Origin of the sequence: Bacillus sp. KICET-1 (genome assembly GCF_027721405.1) — a bacterium.
In the GTDB taxonomy this organism is placed as follows: Bacteria; Bacillota; Bacilli; order Bacillales; family Bacillaceae; genus Bacillus; species Bacillus velezensis.
The window spans coordinates 1,795,085-1,820,323 of the sequence record NZ_CP113515.1 but is presented as its reverse complement, the minus strand read 5'-3'; the positions used below and the strand labels follow the sequence as shown (position 1 = coordinate 1,820,323).

29 protein-coding genes are annotated in these 25,239 nt (G+C 46.0%); 12 read left to right on the top strand and 17 right to left on the bottom strand.

Annotated features, from left to right (window positions below):
• Window positions 1–387 precede the first annotated feature (387 nt).
• The 4 genes from OVA33_RS09290 (at window position 388) to nupQ (ending at window position 5,134) form a co-directional block, all read left to right on the top strand.
• Complete coding sequence (locus tag OVA33_RS09290; protein ID WP_007408665.1) at window positions 388–1,461, top strand: BMP family lipoprotein; 1,074 nt, start codon at window positions 388–390, stop codon at window positions 1,459–1,461.
• A 141-nt stretch (window positions 1,462–1,602) separates the two neighbouring features.
• Window positions 1,603–3,135, top strand: a complete 1,533-nt coding sequence (locus tag OVA33_RS09285; protein ID WP_063637044.1) for an ABC transporter ATP-binding protein — start codon at window positions 1,603–1,605, stop codon at window positions 3,133–3,135.
• Window positions 3,128–4,174: an ABC transporter permease gene (locus OVA33_RS09280; RefSeq protein ID WP_014418756.1), complete on the top strand. Its 1,047-nt coding sequence runs from the start codon at window positions 3,128–3,130 to the stop codon at window positions 4,172–4,174. The genes OVA33_RS09285 and OVA33_RS09280 overlap by 8 nt, the downstream gene beginning before the upstream one ends.
• The gene (gene nupQ / locus OVA33_RS09275; RefSeq protein WP_003152071.1) at window positions 4,175–5,134 is read left to right on the top strand and encodes a guanosine ABC transporter permease NupQ; all 960 of its coding nucleotides are present in this window, start codon (window positions 4,175–4,177) and stop codon (window positions 5,132–5,134) included.
• Window positions 5,135–5,178: 44 nt separating this feature from the next.
• Here the strand turns inward: nupQ and OVA33_RS09270 are convergent, their stop codons facing one another.
• Window positions 5,179–5,397 carry a hypothetical protein gene (locus OVA33_RS09270; protein ID WP_007408668.1) on the bottom strand — a complete coding sequence of 73 codons (219 nt, stop codon included), beginning with the start codon at window positions 5,395–5,397 and terminating at the stop codon, window positions 5,179–5,181.
• A gap of 242 nt (window positions 5,398–5,639) precedes the next feature.
• On the opposite strand from OVA33_RS09270, the gene OVA33_RS09265 reads away from it, so the two are divergent.
• From OVA33_RS09265 to mnhG, 7 genes are read left to right on the top strand one after another with little or no spacing between them, the layout of a single operon-like run.
• Window positions 5,640–8,042 carry a Na+/H+ antiporter subunit A gene (locus OVA33_RS09265; protein WP_017419417.1) on the top strand — a complete coding sequence of 801 codons (2,403 nt, stop codon included), beginning with the start codon at window positions 5,640–5,642 and terminating at the stop codon, window positions 8,040–8,042.
• Window positions 8,039–8,470: a Na(+)/H(+) antiporter subunit B gene (locus OVA33_RS09260; RefSeq protein ID WP_007613424.1), complete on the top strand. Its 432-nt coding sequence runs from the start codon at window positions 8,039–8,041 to the stop codon at window positions 8,468–8,470. Before OVA33_RS09265 ends, OVA33_RS09260 begins: the two co-directional genes overlap by 4 nt.
• On the top strand, window positions 8,470–8,811 hold the full coding sequence (locus tag OVA33_RS09255) for a Na(+)/H(+) antiporter subunit C (RefSeq protein WP_022553706.1): 342 nt from the start codon (window positions 8,470–8,472) through the stop codon (window positions 8,809–8,811). Before OVA33_RS09260 ends, OVA33_RS09255 begins: the two co-directional genes overlap by 1 nt.
• The gene (locus tag OVA33_RS09250; protein WP_128974217.1) at window positions 8,804–10,285 is read left to right on the top strand and encodes a Na+/H+ antiporter subunit D; all 1,482 of its coding nucleotides are present in this window, start codon (window positions 8,804–8,806) and stop codon (window positions 10,283–10,285) included. The genes OVA33_RS09255 and OVA33_RS09250 overlap by 8 nt, the downstream gene beginning before the upstream one ends.
• 5 nt (window positions 10,286–10,290) lie before the next feature.
• Entirely contained in the window at window positions 10,291–10,767 is a 477-nt protein-coding gene (locus OVA33_RS09245) for a Na+/H+ antiporter subunit E (protein ID WP_017419419.1), read from the top strand.
• Complete coding sequence (locus tag OVA33_RS09240; protein WP_012118311.1) at window positions 10,767–11,051, top strand: Na(+)/H(+) antiporter subunit F1; 285 nt, start codon at window positions 10,767–10,769, stop codon at window positions 11,049–11,051. Before OVA33_RS09245 ends, OVA33_RS09240 begins: the two co-directional genes overlap by 1 nt.
• A complete protein-coding gene (gene mnhG, locus OVA33_RS09235; RefSeq protein ID WP_003152056.1) occupies window positions 11,035–11,409 on the top strand; it encodes a monovalent cation/H(+) antiporter subunit G in 375 nt (124 codons plus the stop codon). Before OVA33_RS09240 ends, mnhG begins: the two co-directional genes overlap by 17 nt.
• A 39-nt stretch (window positions 11,410–11,448) precedes the next feature.
• On the opposite strand, the gene OVA33_RS09230 is transcribed toward mnhG, so the two are convergent.
• From OVA33_RS09230 to degQ, 5 genes are all read right to left on the bottom strand, one after another.
• Window positions 11,449–11,832 carry a hotdog fold thioesterase gene (locus tag OVA33_RS09230; protein ID WP_065180456.1) on the bottom strand — a complete coding sequence of 128 codons (384 nt, stop codon included), beginning with the start codon at window positions 11,830–11,832 and terminating at the stop codon, window positions 11,449–11,451.
• A gap of 21 nt (window positions 11,833–11,853) precedes the next feature.
• A complete protein-coding gene (locus OVA33_RS09225) occupies window positions 11,854–12,498 on the bottom strand; it encodes a two-component system response regulator ComA (protein WP_071181952.1) in 645 nt (214 codons plus the stop codon).
• 80 nt (window positions 12,499–12,578) lie between these two features.
• Window positions 12,579–14,882, bottom strand: coding sequence for a sensor histidine kinase (locus OVA33_RS09220; protein WP_025650219.1), 2,304 nt, complete (start codon window positions 14,880–14,882; stop codon window positions 12,579–12,581).
• Window positions 14,883–15,034: 152 nt separating this feature from the next.
• Window positions 15,035–15,967 (bottom strand): class 1 isoprenoid biosynthesis enzyme, encoded by a 933-nt coding sequence (locus OVA33_RS09210; protein ID WP_025650217.1) that lies wholly within the window; start codon window positions 15,965–15,967, stop codon window positions 15,035–15,037.
• Between the two features lie 184 nt (window positions 15,968–16,151).
• Complete coding sequence (gene degQ / locus OVA33_RS09205) at window positions 16,152–16,292, bottom strand: degradation enzyme regulation protein DegQ (RefSeq protein WP_003152043.1); 141 nt, start codon at window positions 16,290–16,292, stop codon at window positions 16,152–16,154.
• A 464-nt stretch (window positions 16,293–16,756) separates the two neighbouring features.
• On the opposite strand from degQ, the gene OVA33_RS09200 reads away from it, so the two are divergent.
• Entirely contained in the window at window positions 16,757–17,098 is a 342-nt protein-coding gene (locus OVA33_RS09200; RefSeq protein ID WP_014418765.1) for a YuzC family spore coat inner layer protein, read from the top strand.
• 6 nt (window positions 17,099–17,104) lie between these two features.
• Here the strand turns inward: OVA33_RS09200 and OVA33_RS09195 are convergent, their stop codons facing one another.
• From OVA33_RS09195 to essA, 11 genes are all read right to left on the bottom strand, one after another.
• Entirely contained in the window at window positions 17,105–18,328 is a 1,224-nt protein-coding gene (locus OVA33_RS09195) for an EAL and HDOD domain-containing protein (RefSeq protein WP_014418766.1), read from the bottom strand.
• A gap of 129 nt (window positions 18,329–18,457) precedes the next feature.
• On the bottom strand, window positions 18,458–19,924 hold the full coding sequence (locus tag OVA33_RS09190; protein ID WP_014418767.1) for a nicotinate phosphoribosyltransferase: 1,467 nt from the start codon (window positions 19,922–19,924) through the stop codon (window positions 18,458–18,460).
• Window positions 19,925–19,941: 17 nt separating this feature from the next.
• Entirely contained in the window at window positions 19,942–20,493 is a 552-nt protein-coding gene (locus OVA33_RS09185; RefSeq protein WP_025853916.1) for a cysteine hydrolase family protein, read from the bottom strand.
• Between the two features lie 96 nt (window positions 20,494–20,589).
• Window positions 20,590–20,988, bottom strand: a complete 399-nt coding sequence (locus OVA33_RS09180) for a YueI family protein (RefSeq protein ID WP_003152031.1) — start codon at window positions 20,986–20,988, stop codon at window positions 20,590–20,592.
• Window positions 20,989–21,052: 64 nt separating this feature from the next.
• Window positions 21,053–21,301 (bottom strand): YueH family protein, encoded by a 249-nt coding sequence (locus tag OVA33_RS09175; RefSeq protein ID WP_003152028.1) that lies wholly within the window; start codon window positions 21,299–21,301, stop codon window positions 21,053–21,055.
• Between the two features lie 72 nt (window positions 21,302–21,373).
• Complete coding sequence (locus OVA33_RS09170; RefSeq protein WP_003152026.1) at window positions 21,374–21,595, bottom strand: spore germination protein; 222 nt, start codon at window positions 21,593–21,595, stop codon at window positions 21,374–21,376.
• Between the two features lie 61 nt (window positions 21,596–21,656).
• The gene (locus tag OVA33_RS09165; protein ID WP_014418769.1) at window positions 21,657–22,763 is read right to left on the bottom strand and encodes an AI-2E family transporter; all 1,107 of its coding nucleotides are present in this window, start codon (window positions 22,761–22,763) and stop codon (window positions 21,657–21,659) included.
• A gap of 135 nt (window positions 22,764–22,898) precedes the next feature.
• Window positions 22,899–23,135: a DUF2642 domain-containing protein gene (locus OVA33_RS09160; protein WP_003152023.1), complete on the bottom strand. Its 237-nt coding sequence runs from the start codon at window positions 23,133–23,135 to the stop codon at window positions 22,899–22,901.
• Window positions 23,136–23,272: 137 nt separating this feature from the next.
• The gene (locus tag OVA33_RS09155; RefSeq protein ID WP_003152022.1) at window positions 23,273–23,803 is read right to left on the bottom strand and encodes an HD domain-containing protein; all 531 of its coding nucleotides are present in this window, start codon (window positions 23,801–23,803) and stop codon (window positions 23,273–23,275) included.
• A gap of 163 nt (window positions 23,804–23,966) precedes the next feature.
• Window positions 23,967–24,698 (bottom strand): (S)-benzoin forming benzil reductase, encoded by a 732-nt coding sequence (locus tag OVA33_RS09150; protein ID WP_007408685.1) that lies wholly within the window; start codon window positions 24,696–24,698, stop codon window positions 23,967–23,969.
• Between the two features lie 60 nt (window positions 24,699–24,758).
• The gene (essA, locus tag OVA33_RS09145; protein WP_063637055.1) at window positions 24,759–25,232 is read right to left on the bottom strand and encodes a type VII secretion protein EssA; all 474 of its coding nucleotides are present in this window, start codon (window positions 25,230–25,232) and stop codon (window positions 24,759–24,761) included.
• Between the last annotated feature and the right edge of the window lie 7 nt (window positions 25,233–25,239).

Sequence of the window (25,239 nt, the reverse complement as noted above, 5' to 3'; positions counted from 1 at the left end):
GTTCCGCTGTGAACGGTGCTTTTTTACTGTCATATCCCGTGACAAAAGGCTTGAGATTCCTTTTTGATATGCTATATAAGGATAATGACCCGGCTGATCCTCCTCTGTTTTATCCAGATGAGGAAGCTGATTCATAAAATTGATATTTTTTAAAAAATAAGCAAATTTCTATTTATTTATGACGGGTAAAATGATAAATTATGATTGGTTAGCAGATCTTTTCAGATAAGTCATAAGTCCCGAACCCGGAAGAGACAGCCGGTCAAGGCGGGAAAAAGAGAGACGTCTCATCATTATTATCAGAAAGTTTTTTCGATTCTGCATCCGGTACGGGGACTCAAGTCTGAATTGAACGGCACAGCCATATTTTACAGGGGGGTTATATCTTTGAAAAAACGCAAAATCGGAATGGCGATGGCGCTCATCGCGGCGGCCGGAACCATATTAAGCGCATGCGGTTCAAGTGACAAAGCAAACGGCTCCGGCAGCAAAAACTTTACCGTCGGCATGGTAACGGATATCGGCGGTGTCGATGACAAATCATTTAACCAGTCCGCCTGGGAAGGTATTCAGGCATTCGGAAAAGACAACGGGCTTACAAAAGGCAAAAGCGGTTTTGACTATCTTCAATCAAAATCAGATGCGGATTATACAACGAACTTAAATAAATTAGCGCGGGAACACTTTGACCTGATTTACGGCGTCGGGTATCTGATGCAGGATTCCATCAGCGAAATCGCCGATCAGCGCAAAGACACAAATTTTGCGATCATTGACGCCGTTGTCAAAAAAGACAACGTGGCGAGCCTTACATTTAAAGAGCAGGAAGGTTCATTCCTCGTGGGAGCGGCCGCTGCGCTATCGAGCAAAACGGGAAAAGTCGGATTCGTGGGCGGAATGGAGTCTGAATTGATCAAAAAATTCGAAATCGGCTTCCGCGCGGGTGTACAAGCCGCAAATCCGAAAGCGACCGTCGAAGTGAAATATGCGGGTGGATTTGACAAAGCCGATGTCGGTAAGGCGACGGCTGAAAGCATGTACAAATCAGGCGTTGACGTCATTTATCACGCGGCCGGCGCAACGGGAACGGGCGTCTTCACAGAAGCGAAAAATCTGAAAAAAGAAGATCCGAAGCGGAACGTATGGGTTATCGGTGTTGATAAAGACCAGTACGCGGAAGGTCAAGTCAAAGGCACAAAAGACAATGTCACTCTCACATCAATGGTCAAAAAAGTGGATACAGCCGTAGAGGACTTAACGAAAAAAGCGAGTGACGGGAAATTCCCGGGCGGCAAAACATTAACATACGGTTTGGCGCAAGATGCAGTCGGCATCTCGGATCACAAGGAGAACCTTTCTGACGATGTCATCAAAGCAACAGACGATTGGAAGAAGAAAATCGCGGACGGGCTCGAGATCCCTTCAACTGAAAAAGAATTGAAATCCTTCAAGGCTGAGTAAGAACCAGGGGATAAGGAGACTTCCATGCTTATCCCCTCTCTTTTATGAAAAGAGCGGTGAAGGAAAAGCTGCATCTCTTGCAGCTTTTCTTTTGCCAAGCTCTTTCTCATCAAAGTATCTCTGAAAAGGAGCGTCAAATCGGTGGATTATATCATTGAAATGTTTAATATACGCAAGGAGTTTCCCGGAATCGTCGCCAATGATGACGTCACGCTTCAAGTGAAAAAAGGCGAAATACACGCCCTTCTCGGTGAAAACGGCGCCGGAAAATCGACACTCATGAACGTTTTATTCGGCCTGTATCAGCCGGAAAAAGGCGAGATCCGGGTGCGGGGCGAACGCGTTCACATCAACAGCCCGAACAAAGCCAACGATCTTGGCATCGGGATGGTGCACCAGCATTTTATGCTTGTGGATACCTTTACCGTCTCAGAAAATATCATTCTCGGAAAAGAGCCGAAAACTTTCGGCCGGATTGACAGACAGCGCGCCGCCCGGGACGTGCGCGATATTTCCGACCGTTACGGCCTGCACATTGATCCTGAAGCCAAAGTTGCCGATATTTCCGTCGGTATGCAGCAGCGGGCGGAAATATTAAAGACCCTCTACCGGGGGGCCGACATTCTCATTTTTGACGAGCCGACCGCGGTGCTGACTCCGCACGAAATTCAAGAACTGATTCAGATTATGAAAAATCTTGTCAATGAAGGAAAATCAATTATCCTCATCACCCACAAATTAAAAGAGATTATGGAAGTCTGCGATCGTGTCACCATCATCCGGAAAGGAAAAGGCATTACAACACTCGATGTCGCACATACGGATCAAGATGAACTGGCAAGCCTGATGGTCGGACGCGAAGTGTCATTCAAGACGGATAAACAAGCGGCCGATCCGAAACAAGAAGTGCTTTCACTTTCTGATGTAACGGTTAAAGACGCGCGCGGCGTTGAGGCGGTCAAGCAGCTCTCCCTCTCAGTCAGATCCGGTGAAATCGTCGGCATTGCGGGCGTTGACGGAAACGGCCAGTCTGAATTAATTGAAGCCATTACAGGTCTCAGAAAAACAAATGCCGGCACGATCACGTTAAACGGCAAACAGCTGCAAAACATGCCGCCCAGGAAAGTCACTGAAGCCGGAATCGGGCATATACCGCAGGACAGGCATAAACACGGGCTCGTCCTTGATTTTCCGATCGGAGAAAATATCGTGCTGCAAAGTTATTACCAAAAGCCCTACTCTTCTTTCGGCATACTAAATAAACACACGATTTATGACAAAGCGCGAAGCCTGATTGAAGAATACGATGTCAGAACACCTGATGAATATACGCCTGCGCGCGCTCTCTCCGGGGGGAATCAGCAAAAGGCCATTATCGGCCGGGAAGTGGACAGAAATCCGGATCTTTTAATTGCGGCCCAGCCGACGCGGGGACTCGATGTCGGCGCGATTGAATTCGTCCATAAAAAGCTCATTGAGCAGCGTGATGCCGGTAAAGCGGTGCTTCTGTTATCTTTTGAACTTGATGAAATAATGAATCTCAGCGATCGCATCGCCGTCATCTTTGAAGGCAGCATCATCGCAAACGTCAATCCGCTTGAAACAAACGAGCAGGAGCTCGGACTTTTAATGGCGGGAAGTAAGCAAATGGAGGCGGGGAAAACACATGATTAATCGACTTTCTCATCTGGCTGTGCCGCTGATTGCGATCATCCTTGGGTTAGCTGCGGGTGCGGTCATCATGCTCGCCAGCGGCTACAATGTCGTAAGCGGGTATTCGGCTCTTTGGAGCGGCATTTTCGGTGAAGTGTATTACATCGGGGAATCGATCCGGCAGATTACGCCATATATTTTGTCCGGATTGGCCGTGGCATTCGCATTTCGGACCGGCCTGTTTAATATCGGGGTTGAAGGACAGCTCCTTGTCGGCTGGACCGCCGCGGTGTGGGTCGGCGCTTCCTTTGACGCCCCCGCTTACATCCACCTTCCGCTTTCGTTATTGGCGGCCGCGGCTGCGGGCGGCATGTGGGGCCTGATTCCCGGATTTTTAAAAGCCCGTTTTTTTGTCCACGAAGTGATTGTCACGATCATGATGAATTATATCGCTCTTCATTTAACCAATTATCTCATTTCCGATGTCATGACGGACCACCGGGACAAAACAGACAAAATTCATGAAAGCGCGTCGCTCCGCTCGCCGTTTTTAGAGCAGCTGACAGATTACTCCCGCCTTCACTGGGGCATTCTGATCGCTCTGTTTGCGGCAGTCCTCATGTGGTTTATCATTCATAAAACAAAAAGCGGATTTGAATTCCGGGCTGTCGGCTTTAACCAGCACGCCGCACAATACGCCGGAATGAGCGTCAGAAAAAATATGATGTACGCCATGATGATTTCCGGCGCCTTCGCAGGGCTTGCCGGCGCGATGGAAGGACTCGGAACCTTTCAATACGCGGCGGTTAAGGGCGCCTTTACCGGCGTCGGCTTCGACGGCATTGCGGTTGCGCTTCTCGGCGGCAGCACGGCAATCGGCGTTGTTCTGGCGGCATGTCTTCTCGGCGGCCTTAAAGTCGGGGCATTAAATATGCCGATTGAATCCGGGGTGCCTTCTGAAGTCGTTGACATCGTCATCGCCATTATTATTTTGTTTGTGGCATCAAGCTACGCCATCCGTCTCATCCTTGATAAATTGAAGAAAAAGGGGGCGAAGTAAGTGGACTTCCTGCAGATTTTATCCATTATTGTCCCGGCAACACTCGTATATGCGGCTCCGCTTATTTTAACCGCTCTCGGCGGCGTGTTTTCTGAAAGATCGGGAGTTGTCAACATCGGTCTTGAAGGACTGATGATTATCGGCGCCTTTACAAGCGTCATGTTCAACTTATTTTTCGGACGCGAGCTTGGCGCCGCCGCTCCGTGGCTCGCCTTGGCTGCGGCTATGATTGCCGGCGGACTGTTCTCACTGATCCACGCGGCTGCCGCGGTTTCTTTCCGCGCCGATCAGACGGTAACCGGTGTGGCGATCAATATGCTCGCGTTAGGAGCGACACTGTTTATCGTCAAGCTGATTTACGGAAAGGCCCAGACTGATAAAATCCCGGAGCCCTTTTACAAAACGAACATTCCCGGGTTAAGCGATATTCCGGTTTTAGGAAAGATTTTCTTTTCCGACGTATATTATACGTCGATTTTAGCCATCGTACTGGCCTTTGTTTCCTGGTTTATTTTATTCAAAACGCCGTTCGGCCTCCGCATCCGTTCTGTCGGGGAACATCCGATGGCGGCCGATACGATGGGAATCAATGTGTTCGGCATGCGCTATATCGGCGTTATGATCAGCGGGCTGTTCGGCGGGCTCGGCGGCGGTGTATATGCTTCCACGATCGCGCTTGATTTCACCCACTCCACCATTTCCGGGCAAGGCTTTATCGCTCTTGCCGCGCTGGTTTTCGGCAAATGGCATCCGATCGGCGCGCTCGGGGCTGCATTGTTCTTCGGGTTTGCACAGAGTTTGAGCATTATCGGCTCGCTTTTGCCCCTGTTCAAAGACATTCCGAATGTATACATGCTGATGGCTCCTTACATTCTGACCATTCTCGCGCTTGCCGGCTTCATCGGCCGCGCGGATGCGCCTAAAGCCAACGGCATCCCTTACATTAAAGGAAAACGCTGATTGCCACACAAAAAGAGTTCCGCACCCTGGTGCCGGAACTCTTTTCATCTATATACGATTCTGATATACTCACGCGGCTGAAACGGCGTTTGCATTGATTCAGCCGCACTCAGCTTGTCTTCTGCGTATTCCGCACCGAGAAAAAAACGCTCCCAATTATCCGCCTCTGTCTGCTGCCGCGTTTTGCAGAAATCATCCGCTATGAATGTTCCTGCAATAATAGAACAAAATATTCCAATACAGGCCGCCGCCTTTCTCTTCATCTGACCAGCTCCTTTTTTAAAAGCTTGATCTGAAAGATAAATGTATATACAAAGATCAGGATATTTGATAAATTTATTTTGGGTTCAAAAGACCACAAAAACACAGAGAGGAATACATTATGCCGTAGCAGGGTAAAAAAAAGTGCGATATAATTTGTACTGGGTCCTATGACCGTGAATTGATTGATTCATTCTTACATAAAGCAGTTGCTTGATGAAAAACAAGCAAAGGAGGTCTTCTGTTGCAGCTGTTACATTTCGCGATTTTGGCGCCTTTTTTATTTGCATTTATCGTTCCCTTTCTTTATAAACGGGTAAAACAAGTCCATACAGGCTGGTTTGTGCTGATAGTGCCCGTTGTGCTGTTTGTTTACTTTATCAGCAAACTCCCTGTCACAATGGCTGGGGAAACCGTCCGGTATGCGGCCGAATGGATTCCGTCCCTCGGTATTAACTATACCGTTTATATTGACGGACTCGGGCTGTTATTCGCTTTATTGATTACGGGCATCGGCTCTTTGGTGACGCTTTACAGTATTTTTTACTTATCGAAGGACAAAGAAAAGCTCGGCCCCTTTTATGTGTACCTGCTGATGTTTATGGGCGCGATGCTCGGCGTTGTGCTCGTCGATAACGTCATCGTGCTTTATATGTTCTGGGAGCTGACAAGCCTGTCATCCTTCTTATTAATCGGGTATTGGCATAAGCGGAAGAAATCACGCTACGGGGCGGAAAAGTCACTGCTGATTACCGTCGGCGGCGGACTGTGCATGCTTGGCGGCTTTATCCTGCTGTATCTGATGACGGATTCTTTCAGTATCAGGGAAATGGTCAACCAGGTGCATATTATCGCAGGCCATCCGTTCTTTATTCCGGCGATGGTTCTCCTGTTATTGGGGGCCTTTACGAAATCAGCGCAGTTTCCGTTTTATATCTGGCTGCCTGATGCCATGGAGGCGCCGACTCCTGTCAGCGCCTATCTGCACTCGGCTACAATGGTGAAAGCGGGCATTTATGTGATTGCCAGATTCAGTCCGGTTTTTGCATTTTCACCCGTCTGGTTTTGGACGGTTGCCTCAGTCGGTCTGATCACGATGGTATGGGCTTCCTTCAATGCGATTAAACAAACCGATTTAAAAGCGATTCTGGCATTTTCCACAGTCAGTCAGCTCGGTATGATTGTATCGATGCTCGGCGCAGGAGCCGCCGCGCTTCATTACCAGCATTCAGAGTATTTTACGGCGGCTGTCACCGCGGCTGTGTTTCACTTAATTAACCATGCTACTTTTAAAGGAAGTTTATTTATGGCGGTCGGCATTATCGACCATGAAACGGGAACACGGGACATCCGCAGGCTCGGCGGCCTGATGGCGCTTATGCCGGTAACGTTCACCGTTTCACTGATCGGAACGTTTTCCATGGCGGGCCTCCCTCCGTTTAACGGCTTTTTAAGTAAAGAAATGTTCTTTACAAGTATGCTGCGGATTGCTCATGCAGATATTTTCAGCCTGGATACGTGGGGCGTGCTGTTCCCCGTTCTCGCATGGATCGGGAGCGTCTTCACTTTCATCTACAGCATGAAGCTGTTTTTCAGAACGTTCAGCGGCGCGCGCAAACCTGATCAGCTTGAAAAGACGCCGCATGAAGCACCGCTCGGCATGCTGATTTCGCCGGTCATTCTTGCCGCTTGCGCCGTCAGTCTGTTTTTTGCACCGAACGTTTTGTCTTACAGCCTGATTGAACCGGCGATGAACTCCATTTATCCGGCTCTGTTAACCGGCGGAGATACATTCCATGTCCATATTTCCCAGTGGCACGGGGTGACGGCTGAGGTAATGATGACCATCGGCATCATCATTGTCGGCACGATCGGTTACGTAACGCTGTCTAAATGGGAGCGTTTGTACGGTCTGTTTCCGAAAAAACTGACGCTGAACAAGCTTTACGATGCGGTGACGGGCAGTATGGAAAAAAGATCTTACCAGCTGACGTCATCGTATATGACCGGATTTTTGCGGGATTATCTGCTGTATATTTTTGCGGCGTTTATCATTCTCATCGGAGCGGCGTTCGTCATGAAAGGCGGCTTTTCCATGACAACGAAAGGCATGGCTGAAATCGGCCTGTATGAAATCGTGCTGTCCCTCGTTATGGTGAGCGCAACGATTGCGACTGTGTTCGCCAAATCGCGGCTGACGGCCATTATCTCACTCGGTGTTGTCGGGTACACACTCGCGCTGTTTTTCGTGATTTTCAGAGCGCCCGATCTGGCGCTCACGCAGCTCGTCATTGAGACGATATCCGTCGCCTTGTTTCTTCTTTGTTTTTACCATCTGCCGAAAATGCGGCGGAAAAAGAAGACAAGAACATTCCGGATGACGAATTTTATCATTTCTCTCGGTGTCGGCGTCATCGTGACAATGCTCGGAATCGCGTCTTCCAGCGAAAAAACAAAAGACAGCATCTCCTCCTTTTTCACCGCTTACAGCCATAAGCTCGGGGGAGGAAACAATATCGTCAACGTCATCCTCGTTGATTTCAGGGGATTTGATACGATGTTTGAAATCACGGTGCTGTCGATTGCCGCACTCGGGATTTACGGCATGATCAGAACGAAAGTAAAAGAGGAGGGAGAAGAGCGTTGAGACAGCAAAAAACAAACGACATCATCCTTCAGACGGCAACGAAGCTTGTATCTTTTATCATTCTGCTTTTCTCTTTCTATTTATTTTTATCGGGGCATAACGCTCCCGGCGGAGGATTTGTCGGCGGACTGATTACGTCTTCGGCCATCGTGCTGTTGCTTTTGGCCTTTGATTTAAAAACCGTCAAATCGATTTTGCCCGTCAATTTTATTTATGTGGCGGGCGCGGGTCTGCTTATCGCGATTGCAACGGGTGCAGGTTCGTTCTTATTCGGAGCACCCTTTCTCACCCATACATTCGGCCATTTTCATCTCCCGGTGCTTGGGAATACGGAGCTTGCGACGGCCACTTTGTTTGATTTAGGTGTGTATCTCGTTGTTGTCGGCGTGACGATGACCATTATTCAAACGATTGGAGAGGAAGAATAATGGAAATCTTAATGTCTGTCATTGCCGGTATTTTGTTTATGGCGGCAACCTACCTGCTGCTTTCTAAAAGTCTGCTGCGCGTGATTATCGGCACCGCGCTTTTAAGCCACGGCGTCCATTTGCTGCTCCTGACCATGGGCGGACTGAAAAAAGGCGCTCCTCCCATACTGGGCGGAAAAAGCTCGTCGTTTGTCGATCCGCTGCCGCAGGCACTCATACTGACGGCGATCGTTATTTCGTTCGGCGTCACGTCCTTCCTGCTTGTGATGGCGTTTCGCGCCTATCAGGAACTGAAAACGGACGATATGGATCGAATGAGGGGAAATGATCAACATGAATAACTTTGTGATATTGCCTATTCTGGTGCCGCTGCTTGCCGCAGTGCTGCTGATTTTTATGAACAGGCGCGTGATGCTGATGCGGATATTCAGCACTGCCGCTTCCTGTGTCTCCATCGTCATCAGCGCCGTTCTCGTTCAGACGGTTTTTACACACGGGATTCAGACGCTGACACTCGGCGGCTGGAAAGCGCCGTACGGCATTGTGCTCGCCGCGGATCAGCTCGCCGCACTGCTTGTTTTGACAACCGCCATTATCGGGCTGCTCGTCATCCTGTACTCCTTCCGCTCCATCGGAGAAAAAAGGGAGCGCGCTTTCTATTATTCAGGGGTGCAGTTTCTTCTGGCCGGCGTAAGCGGAGCGTTTTTGACGGGTGACCTGTTCAACATGTACGTCTTTTTTGAGCTTCTGCTTATCGCGTCCTACATGCTGATCGTGCTTGGCGGAACGAAAATTCAATTAAGAGAATCGTTGAAGTATATCGTGTTTAACATTGTGTCATCCGCGTTTTTTGTCATCGGCGTCGGTTACTTATACGCGGTGACGGGCACGCTGAATATGGCTGATCTAAGCGTAAAAATAAGCGAATCGGGCCAGACCGGGCTGATCACCGTCATCGGCGTCCTTCTTCTCGTCGTTTTCGGTTTAAAGGGCGGAATATTCCCGCTGTATTTTTGGATGCCGGGCTCTTATTACGCCCCGCCGGCTGCAATTTCGGCTTTATTCGGGTCTCTTTTGACGAAAGTCGGCCTGTATGCCATTTTAAGAGTATTCACCCTGATCTTTATTCACGATACGGGCTTTACCCACCAATTGATGATGTGGCTTGCGATGCTGACGGTGCTATTCGGCGTAATCGGATCTATCGCCTTTTCGGATGTCATGAAAATCGTCATCTACAATATTATTACAGCCGTCGGCGTGATTTTGTTCGGCATTGCCATGAACACGCCGGCCTCCATTCAAGGAGCGGTTTATTACTTGATTCACGATATGCTGATTAAAGGAGCGCTGTTTATGCTCGCCGGCACGCTTATCGCATTGACAGGCACTGCCAGCCTGCATAAAATGGGCGGACTGATCACCCGTTATCCCGTTTTAGGATGGATGTTCTTTATTTCAGCCATATCTTTGGCCGGCATCCCGCCGTTCAGCGGATTTGTGGGCAAGCTGAAGATCGCGGAAGGCGGGTTCGATAAGGGGGAAACATTGTTTTCCGTATTGATTCTCTTATCAAGCCTGCTTGTGCTCTATTCCGTGCTAAAGGTTTTTACGACGGCTTTTTGGGGGGAAGAAAAAGAAATCCCCGGCGCAGGCGGACGGTCCGCAAAAGGACTTCTTTATCCGGCAGCCGCTTTTCTCCTTTTGTCGCTTCTGTTCGGGCTCGGAACCGAATGGGTTTCGCCGTATGTTAATCAGACGGCTGAGAATCTGCTGAATCCGGAAAAATACATTGAAGCTGTTTTGAAGGAGTAGATGGCATGGCTTTTCAACTATTATTAAATGTTCTTCTCGCTGTTTGCTGGATGTTTCTCACAAACAGCCTCAGCGCGGCGGGTTTTTTGACCGGATTTATCGCGGGCTTGGCGGCGCTGTTTTTTTTCCGGCGCTTCTTCTCGCGGCCGTTTTACATTTGGAAAATATGGTCGGTCATCAAACTGATGCTGATCTTTATAAAAGAATTATATTTGGCCAATGTCAGCGTGCTGAAAACCGTTATATCGCCGAAACTGAACATCCGCCCGGGCATTTTCGCGTTTAAGACGGAATTGACGGAGGATTGGGAGATCACGCTGCTCTCGCTGTTAATCACTTTAACACCGGGTACGCTCGTAATGGATATCTCCGATGACCGGTCGATTCTCTATATACACGCCATGGACATTGAAGATGCGGAGAAAGCGATCCATGACATCCGCGTCTCTTTTGAGAAAGCCATTCAGGAGGTGAGCCGCTGATGTTTACGTTTATTCTGCAATTATCACTCGGCATTATGGCGGTTTCGACTCTTCTGTACGTCATTCGAGTCATAAAAGGGCCTACGATACCGGACCGGGTCGTCGCGCTTGATGGGATCGGCATTAATCTGATTGCCATGACCGCGCTTGTATCCATTCTCTTAAACACATCGGCCTTTTTGGACATCATACTGCTGCTCGGCATTTTATCGTTTATCGGCACGATTGCCTTTGCTAAGTTTTTGGAGAAAGGAGAGATTATCGAAAATGATCGAAATCGTTAAATGGGCCGTCGCCGTTTGTATTCTGATGGGATCGCTGATCTGCCTGGTCGCGTCTTTCGGCACACTCAGGCTTCCTGATGTGTATACGCGCGCCCACGCCTCTTCAAAAGGCTCGACACTCGGCGTTAATTTGGTATTGCTCGGGGTGTTAGGCTACTTGTGGATGCTGACCGGAGAAATTTCTGTAAAAATACTGCTCGGCATCATTTTTATCCTGCTGACGGCGCCGGTCGGAGCGCACCTCATATGCAGGGCCGCGTACAATTCGGGAGCGGCGCTTGATAAACGAAGCGTTCAGGATGATTACAAAGGGATCAGAAACTTTGTGATCAAACGAAAAGAAGATTCATATTTGTAAAAACAAACAGCCGGACGATTCAGGGTTCCGGCTGTTTGTTTATTTTGTTATAACAGCCAGCGTGCAGCGGGAAACACAGATCAGCCTTTCCCGTTCATCGAAAATGTTAATTTCGTACACAATGGTTGCCCTGCCTGTGTGAACGGGTTTCGCAATCGCTGTGACCGTCCCGCCCTCTTTCACGGATTTTAAATGATTGGCATTAATCTCAAGCCCGACACACGCCTGTTTCGATTGGTCGATAAAATGCTGGGCCCCGACACTTGCAACAGTCTCCGCCAGCGCTGCTGACGCGCCACCATGCAGATATCCGAAAGGCTGCACCGTCCTCTTATCCACCGGCATCACCGCCACGCATCTCTCCGGCGTGTTTTCAGTGATTTCAATACCGAGTGCGCCGAGCAATGTATTGTTCAGATTCATAGGTCATTCTCCCTTCAAGATTTATAGTACGTTATCTGACTTGGCGATCAGCACCGCTTCAGTGCGGGAGCCGACATTCAGCTTGTTAAAAATGGATGTCAGGCTGTATTCAATCGACCGCTTGCTTAAGTGAAGCGCATCTGCGATTTCCTGATTGGTCAAACCTTTTTCGACCTCTTGGAGAATATGGCGCTCTCTCTGTGTTAACCGATCCTGCTCACTTTGAGGGGGAGAAGACGTTTTTGTTTTTTGCTGGGTCATCAGCTGTTTGAAATAGGAGAAATCAACTAAAATCTGTCCGTTCAGCACATGATATATGTATTGCATGATTTTCTCTTTAGATTCGGTTTTGCTGATGGCGCCATGCAGGCCCGCGCGGATGGATTCTTCAAAATAATCTTCAACCTCATAGCCTGTGTAGACAATGATTTTGCAGAGAGGATTCTCTTTTAAGATTTTCTTGGAAAGCTCTATGCCGCTGATGTCATCACCCAGATTTAAATCCATTAATATGAGATCGTAAGCTGAAAAATCATGCCGGAGAACGAATTGTTCACTGGCATCAGGACTAAGGCAATCGACAGAAAGATTCGTGTCCGTTTCCAGAATCGTCTTGGTGCCCTCCATGACAGCCGGATGATCATCAATCACTAGTATCTTTTTCATGGTTTCCTCCCTTTTACTCACTCATTTCCATTTTATTAAAAAGACTTGGCTTCTGCCAAGTCGATTTGGTGATAAATTGGTTACAATTCCATTTCAATATCCGCTTTAAAACCGTTTCCTTCACTTGTGTCGATTTTCATCCGTCCGTCAAGTGCACGGACGCGTTCCTTAATACCCGAAAGACCCATGCTCATCGACTGTCCGCCGCCTTCTTCCTGATTGCAGCCGACACCGTCGTCTTCATAATGGAGAATCACTTTATTTTGAATGCTGATCAGCATAATCAGCACCTCATTCGCCTGTGAATGCTTCATGGCGTTCGAAAGAAATTCCTGAATAATGCGGTACAAATTCAGCTGGGTATCCAAATCCAGCGCCGCCGTAAACCGGCCCGTATTCAGACGGATATGAAACGGCGCACGCTCCTGCTGCTGCGCGGCAAGCTTGGATACCGCCTTGACCAGACCCAAATCATACAGCAGCTGAGGACGAAGCTCATGGCACGTCTCCCGGGTCATCAAAATGACATCCGACATCTGCTCATTCATCTGATGAAGCTTGTCCTGCACCTCTAACTGGCAAGGCTCCTCTTTCTTAAAATCGGCCAGAAACAGTTCACACTGGCGCTTCAAAGAAATCAAGTCCTGCAGCACTGAATCATGCAGATCACGGGCCAAATCCGAACGCTGCTTTTCCTCGATCGTAAACATCAGCTTTTTGAGCCAGACCGGGTTTGAGCCTTGTTGTTTTAGATCTTGTAAATGGTTCATGAGTTCTTCGATCTGTATCACATTTTCCATAGAGACACTCGTATAGAAAGACAATGTTTTCAGCCATGAAATCTCATCTCGTGTCAGTCTCGGTGTATTAATAGTGGACAAACAAAGCAAAACATAAGAACTTCCCCCGCGTTCTCCTATCTTGATTAAAAAACCGCGGTTTAGCTCAATGATTTTTCCAATCTCTGAAGTAACTTTCTTAAATTCTTTTGAATACATTTCCCAGTCAGGCTCATTATCCTTTTTATCATGAAATAAAATGTCACCCTCAGAGGTAACTTCAAAGACATAAGCTTTACTGACAAGTAGAACATCCAGAATCGTCTTTTTTAGTTCTTTAAACATTTGTTTTAAAGATGTTATGCTTCTGATAAGCTGAGTATATTTGAATATACTATCTTGATAATTAAATTTTTCAGAAAAACGTTTTAACCGAAATTTATAATCCATTACTTCTTTAAAATAAAAAATGACAAATATCACAATAAAGAAAAATACAGTTTGCTGAGCAGGATTCATTTGTATATCTATTGACTCGAACCAAGCTGAAATCCCAACAATAAAAAGGGCTGGAACTAAGGCAAGCAAGCCATAGTACCTCATCCTGCCTAAAATGAATTCAATATCAAAAATTTTGTTAGCTACGAACTGGTATACCAATCCCAATGGGATAAGTACGAGCAGGGATGCCGCTGCCAACGCATCTAATATATAACTTCCTGTCAAAATAATTGGGATTACATAAAAAAGCAAAAAAGGTAAAAAAGAGAGCGTGTTTGTTAAAATTAAAATCTTAAGAATATAAGCATGTTCTGAATACTTGAATTTATACAGATGATAGAAAACAGATATAAATGCATAGAGAGTCACGAAGAAAAACGATACTAAATTTAAATTTGTTGTGAAGTCATATGAATAAATATGTCGAAACGGTTCGTTTAAGAGATTAATTATCGGTATGATATATAGAAAAGAAATCAAGCGATTGGCAAATTTTTTACCTAATTCCTTGAAATACTCTTGAATAAACTGGAGATAAAATATAGGTGAGGCAATGAAGGTAAACAAATTTATATATCTGTTAAATTCATGACCTCTTGAGGGACCACCAGCACTCATATAAGCTATTGAGATATCTAACAGGAAGAGAATTAGGACATACCCAGCTATCGATTTTCTGGTTTGACTCACCTTTACAATATAAAATATACATATTAAACTCAAAAAATAAAATACAAGGGGAAGGACAAATAAAAAGTAACTGTAGTATCCATTTAAATTAACAATATCAAAATCATCTAAATGAATTTGCTGTCCATTTCTTTTTATATCTAAGCTCTTAACGTGGTAGAGAGTATCCCCTTTTAGATATTTTAAAGATGGTTTTTTATTATTAATTTTGACAATCATATCACCTTGTTTTAAACCTACAAATTTTCCATACGAGGTTTTTGACATTTCAGCAACTTCGAGTACTTTATGCTTATTTTCTACAATTTTCGTGCCTACAATAAGTCCATTCATGTTAATAAAAGCGACATAACAAACATAGATAACACTTAAAATAATAATGGATATTGTAAATGGCTTTATAAGCTTCTTCAAGATTTACACCCTTCGCTTATTATTCATTATCCCATTTTTTATTGTCCGAACCCATCATTAAATAATTCTCAAACCCTTTAATGATAATTTGCGTTTGTATAGAGTCATAACCGATAAGGCTAGCTTCATTACTTTTCAGTTTCTTTAATACATCAGGATAATTCAAAAAATAATTTATTAAATTCTGCATCTTCATCATCCTTCTTATTATTCTTATTATTCAACAAGTGTTTTTTTATTATTTTTATCTTCTTTATATCTAAATTTAAATTTTCAACTTCAGTTCCACACTTATGCATGTATAGTTGGTATAAAACCGAAACATATTGAGATGCTCCAGAATCATACAGCTTTTGAATAAACTCTTTTTTATTAAGCCGCAGTTGCGAATATAATTTTTGATCTGAGAATATACGAAGCAATTCTTGAGAAGACTTATTAAACAAGCGCTTAAGATATAAATTAATCAATGTATGTTTATCTTTCAGAATATCACTAGTATTATCCTTAAAAATAGCATGATAATCACCGGAAATTTGTTCAAATATCCCTTTATAATAGGAATAACTTTCAACAGACTTATTGAATTCTCCAGTTGCTAAAAGCGTACCAGTAACATTTGCTAACGCAAATAAACTTCCGCATTTTAACTTGATTACCTCTAAACATTCATCTTCTGTCTCTGGTTTATTGATCAAATCATCATGTTGACCCTGCATTGCATCTTGAATATATTTTAATACATACTTAATCACTAAAGGATTCGTACTAATCGAATTAATGCTTTGCAATCCTGCTGTGTATAATGAAAATGCTGCACTTAATGCTAGTGAACGATCTATCTTCATCCAAGGAGCATCTCGATTATCCTCATCTTCCAGATCATCAATTATATCGGAAGTAAGTGTAAGAATTTCAATAGCGGCACCTAAGTTCACTGCGGTTTCTTGATTTTCGCCGTCAAAGATCACATAATGCAAAACAGCTGATTCAGCTAGAGAAAAATTTTTTTTTGGTTCAATAAAACGAAGAAGGAGCTGCATTAGATGTTCATTAAATATGTTCCGCTCTATTATACTCTTCATTCTATTCTTGATTTGGTTGGCATCTAAACACATTTGCTCAATAATTGTCTTCACCCTCCCATTCTATTTTACTAAATGCAGGTGATGAAAGACAGCAGGTTTTTCGTTTTTTAACAATCGTATAATACTTTATCCATGAAATGGATAAAAAATGCACAAAAAAAAGACTTGTTTCCAAGTCTTTTTAAGAAATTTTCATTGCATATGAGAATTTATCGAGCTGATCAATGCTTTTGTTAATGTTTCGTAATGAGTCGGTTGTTTCTCTGATATCATTTTCAAGTCGGAATAATAATTGCTTTACTTCTTCTAATTTGTTTTCCACCGTTTCCACACTCCTTTTTTGAAAGATCAATGAATTGTGTATGGTGAACGAGTCCTAGGTATTTGATCTGTTACTAATAGTGTAAACGTTTTTGCGGGATTTTTCACCGAAAAGTATGTGTAAAAGTATCTGCGTGACACCGCAAACCGAGGTAATCCCATAGTCCCGAACGGAGCATTTAGCGAACAGGACTATATAACTACCAGAAAGGCAGACGTTTAGGATGAAGCAGACCAATCTGGCGGTTCTGCTGTTTTTTTAACGGTTTTCCGACAAACCGGAAAGGACTATAGTCCCTGCCGTCGCAATTTCAAAACAGAATGGGCGAACAACGTCGCATAACCACCGACAAACACCGAAAAGACCGCAACCCCCGCATTGTGGTCTTTTTGCATGTCATAACTCGTTATCACGCCGCCTATACTCATGAATAACGAATGTTTTCTCAGGAAGGAGGCCGCCGTATGCATTATGTGTATCCATGCTTCCCTGTTTTCGCCGCGCCATACCGGAATCCTGCGCCCAGTCCCCCGGTTCACGCAGATATTTTGACAGCGTCCGCAAAAGAAGCTGCGGGCATGCTGGAGGATGCGCGCCTGCTCCTTGCGCGTCTGTCGGCGTCAAAAGAGCTTGCGCGCCGCATTCTCACCGCAGCGCAATCATCTGACACCGCAGCGGTCAAGCGGCTCATTAAGCAGACCGGCATCAAAAATGATTTTGACGTGACGTATAATCCCGACGGCATCCGTGTCAGTCTGATCAGAGAGCAAAGCCGGTTTATCATCGCCCTCAGGTGGTCGGCTTAAAGCGGCTCAATCCACGATCAGCTGCCGGCACCATTCGATCGCCTGTAAGTAACATTCATACGCTTCTTCTTTGTTCAGTTCTTTTCCCCACTCGTCACAGTCCCAGTTGTTGCATTCAATGGCTTTGACGAGCGCGAGCATCTTATAATAATCGTTTTCATAACCGAGCAGCGCCTGTCCGACTTCATCGATTAAAGGCAGTTCTTTGATGATATCCTCCAGCTCCCTGTGGAGAAGCGTATCGATGAGCGAAAACATGCCGATCAGCATGTAAGAAGAGGGCTGGGGCCTTCCGGTTCTTTTCGCCAGCAGTTCGCACAGTTTGGCCCTGATTAAGGAAATCTTAATGATTTCTTTTTGGCTTGAGTGGCTTTTCGCCGTTAAATCTCTGAATGAAAGAATGTAAATCAAGCGCTTAATCTCATTCAGCCCGAGCATCATGATGGCCTGCTGGATGCTGTCTATCTTTTTTTTCAGCCTTGTTTGCGATCCGTTTAAAAAACGCAGAATCTGATACGATAAGCTGACGTCCCGCTCTATGTATTCCGTCACGCGCTTTATATTGGGCTGGTCATTGTTTAATTCGCTTAAAAGCTGGTAGTAAGAATGAAAATGAAACGTCAGATCATTTCCGCTGATGACACGCGGTTCACTGAAAAAATATCCTTGAAACAGGTGAAAGCCGTCTATGGCCGCCTGTTTATAATCTTTTCTCGTCTCCACTTTCTCCGCTAAATAAATCAGACTTTTACAGCTGTACGTCTGAATGATTTTTTTGCGCTCCAGACGCGAGGATTGCAAAAAGTCGATTTTTAAAATATCAATATATTTCATCAGCTGTTCCACTAACTCTTCATTTTCCGGATTGATGGCGTAAAAATCATCAAGTGCTAATGTATATCCTAATTTCTTCAGCTGTCTGCATCTTGAGATGAGTGCCGGAGTGATCGGTATGTCCTCAAGAATTTCGATAATAAGCTGGTCAGGATCAAAGGAGGTAGGGAGATCTGAAAACATCAGGCTTTCTGTAAAATTCACAAAGCAGCGTTTCCCCTCAGTCAGCTTTTCGATTCCGATGTTGATAAAGCTGTTAATAATGAGATCCGTCGTAGCTTTATCTCCGTCAGCGGCCGAATAACGGTTCTCTTCGCTCTCCCGGTAAAGAAGTTCATAAGCAACAACCTGTTCGTTTCTGTTGAAGATAGGCTGTCTCGCAACAAACACCTTCATTCATTTACCCCCTTAGATACGGCCTTCGAACATAAGTATATCAAATAATTTGACGAAATTTGTCTAAATGTGAAAAATATTATCACAACAAAAAGGCCTTTCCAGAGAAAGGAAAGGCCGCTTTGTCTTCTATTCAAGTTCCCGTTTCAGCTCGCTTTTGATTTCATGAATCCGCTGCATCTTGTTGCTCCAGCAGTCTTCGCTTAAATCGACCGGATATTCTTCCGGCTTGCTGATCCGTTTGTATTCCTCCCACAGAAGTTTGAGGTTATCCTGCACGTATTGCTGGATGTCGGTAATTTCGGGATTATCATAGCATAAAACGCCGTTTTCAAAGATCGGCTCATGCAGGTCTTTCGCATAGAAATCAGTGACGAATTTGCTGACGAACGTGTGGACGGGATGGAACATTTTTAAGCGTTTCTGATCATTTACCCGCTCGTCATAAAGCGCGATATAATCACCTTCCGAGTGGTGATTCAGCTTGTTGATAATCCGGTATACTCTCTTTCTTCCCGGCGTTGTCACTTTTTCAGGGTTTGACGAAATTTTAATGGTGTCAGTCAGCTTGCCGTCCTCTTCAATGGCGACAAGCTTGTAAACCGCGCCGAGGGCCGGCTGATCGTATGCGGTAATCAGCTTCGTGCCGATGCCCCACGTATCGATTTTCGCTCCTTGGGATTTCAGATTTAATATCGTGTGCTCGTCAAGATCGCTTGAAGCAATGACCTTTGCGTCTGTGAAACCCGCTTCATCAAGCATTTCACGCGCTTTTTTTGACAGGTACGCCAAGTCCCCGCTGTCCAAGCGGATGCCGATGAAGTTGATCCGGTCGCCGAATTCCTTTGCGACTTTAATCGCATTCGGCATGCCCGAACGGATCGTATCGTACGTATCTACGAGAAATACGCAGTCTTTGTGGGTCTCCGCATATTTCTTAAATGCCGTATATTCATCGCGGTACGCTTGTACGAGCGCATGAGCGTGCGTGCCGGATACCGGTATATTAAAACGCTTTCCGGCTCTTACATTACTCGTCGCGCTGAAGCCGCCGATCAAAGCCGCTCTCGCTCCCCACATGGCCGCATCCATTTCATGGGCGCGCCGCGTTCCGAATTCGAGGGCGTCTTCATCACCGACAACGCCTTTAATGCGAGCCGCTTTCGTGGCGATTAATGTTTGGTAATTCACAATGTTAAGCAGAGCCGTCTCAATCAGCTGCGCTTCAATCAGGGGCGCTTCGACCCGCATAATCGGTTCGTTGTTAAAAACGAGCTCGCCTTCTTTCATGCTGTAAAGAGATCCGGTAAAAGAAAGATCCCGTAAATAATCAATGAAATCATCAGCATAGTGCAATTCCGTTTTTAAATAATTCAGATCGCTGTCGGTAAATTTGAAGTTCTCCAAGTATTCGATTGCTTTTTCTAAGCCCGCAAATACCGCATAGCCGTTTTCAAAGGGAAGCTTTCTGAAAAAAAGCTCAAAAATCGCTTTTTTCTCATGAATGCCGTCTCTCCAGTACGTTTCGGCCATATTAATTTGATAAAGATCTGTATGTAAAGACAAACTGTCGTCTTTAAAACCATGCTCCACCAAAATTGTTTTCCCCTTCCTTACTCTGCCACTTGCGCTCCGATGCTGTTCTTAAAATGGGACAGGGCCCATTCATGCCCTTCCGGATTAAAGCTGGCCACAGCGTTTTGATGAATGACGATCTGAAAGCCCTTGTTGTAGGCGTCAACCGCCGTGTGAAGAACGCAGATGTCGGTGCACAGGCCCGCAAGATGCAGCTCAGTGATCTGCCGTTCCCGCAGTTTCAGCTCTAAATCCGTTCCCGCAAAAGCAGAATATCTCGTTTTTTCCATATAATTTACGTTTTTTGCGTGTTTATGTTTCTCATAAAGAGGCGATAGCCTTCCGTACAGCTCTTTGCCCTCCGTGCCGTTGATATTATGCGGAGGAAACAGGTGTGTCTCGGGATGAAAGTCATCGTCTGCATCATGCGAATCTACCGCAAAGACAACGTAATCACCGTTTTCTATAAATGCTTGCGTCAAACTGACAATCGTATCTTCAATCTGTCTCGCGGGTTCTCCGCAAGTTAATGCCCCGTTCTCAGCTGCAAAATCATTCGTATAATCAATGCATATAAATGCTTTTTTCATAGCCGGCCTCCCCGCCATTCATATGAAAACCATTATATCCTATCTCCACTTGTAAGTGAATTGGCATTGTAAAATGACAAACGGTGTTTTGCCCTTTTAAGATTTCAGGAGTGAGCGCTGAAAAATGTCATCCTGCACGTAAATGCCGTCAAGGTTCACGGCATAATCGGCGGCAAAAACCAGGCCGAGCGGCGTTTCGAATTGAAGGTCCGAGATGACGGAGCTTCGGACACCGGCAAGTGCGGCAAGCTTCATATATGGTGAATAAGCATGATACGGGAGCCTTCCGTTTATATAGAGCACCGCGTCTTTTCGGCTTTTCAGCGCCTGTTTCACTTCTTCATACGGCTGCTTTTGCAGCACCTGTCCCTTCGTCAGGGCAATGATGACTCTTTCACGCAGCGAGCCTAAAAATAAATGGCGTTCATCCGGTTTCGTCTGCAGAGGGCCGTACATCCCCTGCTGTAAATAAAGGTCAACCGTTTTGTCGCTCATCGGCCTGTCCCTCCCAGCTTGTTTTACAATTATCGCCCCGGACGGGACGCGGTAAACCGCTTCGTTACATTTCAGCCACCCAATGGGAGATCTTGCCGGCGAGCTCTCCGGCGGGCTCTTCTTCAATCAGCTTGCTGAATGATTGTAAAAGCCGCTGCGCCAGCGCCTTTTTCTCTTCCTCATAGGAAATGATCGTGCTCCACTCAAGTTCCGGAACGGCTACAAGGGTATGCTGTTCTTTTTTATTTTCATGCAGATATACATCACCGATCATTCCGGACTGCACGGTAATATTCGCTTTTCTGATTTTCATAAAACATTCCCCTTTTATAAAGACTGATTCTATTATACTACAAAAAAGCGACAGCCTCCTAAAAGGAGGCTGTCACGCGTTAAACCAATCAGGTTCGTCAAACACATCGATGTCTTCAAAGCGCGTTTTGCTGAATTTATTAGTAATTTTGACAAAATCTCCGGAATGAAACGCCCCTGCCCCCGCGCCTGAGTGGTCAACGGCTTTGGGAGAAATGGCAAACACGTCACCGAAGCTCGCCGCAGCGTCTCCGGCTAAACTCATAATATAAATCGGTCCCACAATTGCAGGCATACCCACACCTCCGCTTTTCTTTACAGCATTTTATGCGCTGCACCGGGAGTTGTGCCCGTTTTTATTTCGGCTTGCGGCTGTCTTCGAGCTTTGACCGCTGACGAAGTTTGATAAGCCGGACGATATTTAAGACGAAAGCTTTTAAAACCGCGTAAACCGGCACGGCCAGAATCATTGCGAGAATGCCGCCGAAACTGCCCGCTCCGATAAGCAGAAGAATAATGGTGAGCGGGTGGGTATTCAGCCGTTTCCCAATCACAAGCGGAGAAAGCAGGTTCCCGTCAAGCTGCTGGACGACAACGACAACAATAACGGCAAAGAGCGCCTTAGCCGGCGAATCCATAAACGCGATAATCACCGCGGGCGCCGCCCCGAGAAACGGCCCCAGGTACGGAATGATATTGGTGACGGCGATCACCATCCCGAGAATTAACGCATACTGCAGGCCGATGATCCAATATCCGATAAAGCATGCCGTTCCGACAAAGAGACAAATCAGCAGCTGGCCTTGGAAATAGGCGGCCAATGTGACATATAAGTCGTTAAATATTTTCCTGCCTTCCGCCCGGTAGGAAGAAGGCAGGATTTTGACCGCCAAGAGCGGAAACCGCCGGCCGTCCTTCAGCATATAAAACAAAATGAACGGAACGGTGATCACGACAAGCGTGATATTCGTAACGACGCCGAACACGGCCGACAGGCTTGCCGTAATATTTTGCGGAAGGCTTTGTAAAAATCCCGTCAGAGACTGCTGGATTTTTTCTATCGACACATAATCCTGCGTCATCATCCACGTAAACCATTTGGAATGGGATAATTGCGCCGTCAAGACTTGAATCTGATGAATGTAATCAGGGAAATTGTTAATCAGCCCCGTGACCTGGGAAGCCACAATCGGTCCGATGGCGGTGAACATAAAGGCAATCAGGCCGATGAAAACGAGATAAATGAGCAGGATCGCCAATGTCCGGGGGATTTTTTTCTCAAGCAGGCGCACGATCGGATTAAAAATGAAAAACAAAATGCCCGAGATCAAAATCGGGAAAAACAGAGTGGTGATAAAACCGAAAAACGGCTGAAAAATAAACGAGACTTTCGTTGATACGTAAATAATGAGCAAAACGAGCAAAATTTGCAGCGTCCAAAAATGGACCTTTGATTTCAACAAGCGGTTTCCTCCTATTGTTATGTGAACTTGTACTGTGATTGTACCAAAAAAAGCCGCCGTGCATCTATGTATCTCAAAAAGAAGACGCACCGGGGTTCTATAGGGCCGCCTCCGGTTTGCGCCTTATTCGGGCTGTTACACGCGTTCGGTATAATCAGGCATGACGGAAACCACATGGCGGTTTCTGATATAAAATACACGGTCATGCGTCTCTTCAATGGCGATGTGATCCGGAGTGGCATCAATCAGCCGTCCTCTGACAATGCGTCTGACGGTTTGAATGATAAACCTTGAGCCGATAAGCTTATGGATGGTCTGATAAACGTAAGGATCCACTAACGAGACGATTTGCGGGCTTCCTTGATGGGCCATTTTCGCTGATCCCCTTTACTATGTTTTCCTTCAGCATATGCAGCGGACAAAGGCTTTGACACAGTACGTCTATCGGAGCGGAAAAGGTGTTAGTGAGCATGCGGAGTTATGTAAGCGGAAAAGGCCGCATGAGTGGCCTAGACTGAGCTTCTTATGGGATATTGGGCTCGGTCAATTAACTGATCAAGCTTTTGGATTTGTTTGAGCGCGGCCGTGTGATCCATTTGGCGGTAATGGTGATGTCCGCCGGGTTCTTCATCGAGTTCATCCGCTTGTTTCACGATTTGCTGGAGCGTATTCTTGTCCAGTTCGCCTTCAGGCAGATAGGAATCGGTGTGAAGCAGAATCGCCAGCGCAATGTCCTTCGCCGCTTTCGGTTCTTCACCGAGCCGGATGAGCAGCTTATGCGCCCGTTCCGCGCCTTTAATGGCATGGATATCGTTTCTTCTGTACTTTTCATAATCCCATTTGCCGTCTGTGTACCATTCATAATGGCCGACGTCATGCAGTAACGCCGCTTTCGCCGCCAGATCCGGGCTGACACCTGCTTTTACGGCAAGACGGTATGCATGAAACGCGCAGGCGATCGCATGGGCGACACCGGAACGCTGTAAATACTTTTGTGCGATTGGATGGGTGAAGACATCCATTAATGTTACATTTCTCATGGAAACCCCTCCTTCATATATTTTTAGAATCCTAACATAAATCGAGAAGAAACTCAATTCATCTGATACATTTCTTATACCCCTTATATGTTGTTTCATTCATCATATGCCGCCGAAGCCCGAAGTGATTGTACAAACAAAAAAGAGCAGCGTGAAAGCTGCTCTACAAAAATTCTTTGATATCGTATATCCGTCCGTTTTCCGGCTCGCCCGCGATCAGTGAGTGAATGACGCCGGCGATGTATTCAGGACTTCTGAGGTTTTTCGTTTCTTTCAGATTGCGGAACCGTTCGATGTCATGGAAATCTTCTTTTGACGAAGAACGGATGACAGCCTGCATGTCTGTATCCATCACTCCCGGCGAGAATGAGATCATGCGGACCGGCAGCTCTTCATCTTCCTGTTCAAACCCGAATGTTCTCGTAAACATATCAAGCCCCGCTTTTGAGCTGCAATACGCGCTCCAGCCTTTATAAGGATTTTTTGCCGCGCCCGATGTGATGTTGACAATTGTTTTGCTGCCGCTGAACGCTTCGAAACGCTTTGTGAACATTTGGCTGAGCAAAACGGGCGCCGTCAGATTAAGGGTGTAATGGCGGTTTAATTCTTCGGCGGAAGCCTCTTTCGCCCGCTTGATCGGTTCCACCATTCCGGCATTGTTGATCAGTGTGACGGCGGAGTACCCCTTCTCCTCTGCTTGATCAAGAATCGCCTTCATCTGCCGCCCGGTATCTGCGAGATCGGTTAGATCAACACTGTATTCTGTCAGCCCCTCGCGCTTTTCCCCGCTTATCGTTCTTGAAAGCGCGGCGACTTCGGCTCCTTCTTGAAGCGCCTGTTCCGTAAGCGCCCGGCCCAAGCCTTTTGACGCGCCTGTTATAAGAAAAAACTGCATGAAACTCCTCCTTTTTTTCTTATTTTACGGGCTGTCTTCCCGCAAACACAAGCGATCCGTTTACCGCCTTGCCTTTTCCTGCGCCGTGACTTTCGGGATCAGATAGATCATCGCCGCAATCCCGAGGAGGATCAAGACGGCATAAATAACAGGAAGCAGATAAGAAGTCTTTTTCTCTTCCGTTTCCATATCTGCCGAGGTATGCCGCACCGCCGGCTCGGCAAATGTGATACCCAGTTGTTTCGATTGCGCTTTGATCGTATTCGGCTCCGTGTCTGACGATGTAAACAGATTTGATATCAGTTTGTCATCCGGGTTTTCGGACGGCTGATCAAACTTGATATCCTTCTGTTCTTTCGGAAGCGCCGTTTTTTCCTCGGAGTAGGCATCGTCGTGCAGGTAATCCGTACGAATTTCAATGTCTTTCTTTTCATATTCATTCGGCTTGACATCAGTATTTTCCTCATTCGCGGCTGCGGCTTGGGGAAGGAAAAGGAAAAAGGAGAGAGCAAACAGCAGCAACCCTTTTTCCATGAACATG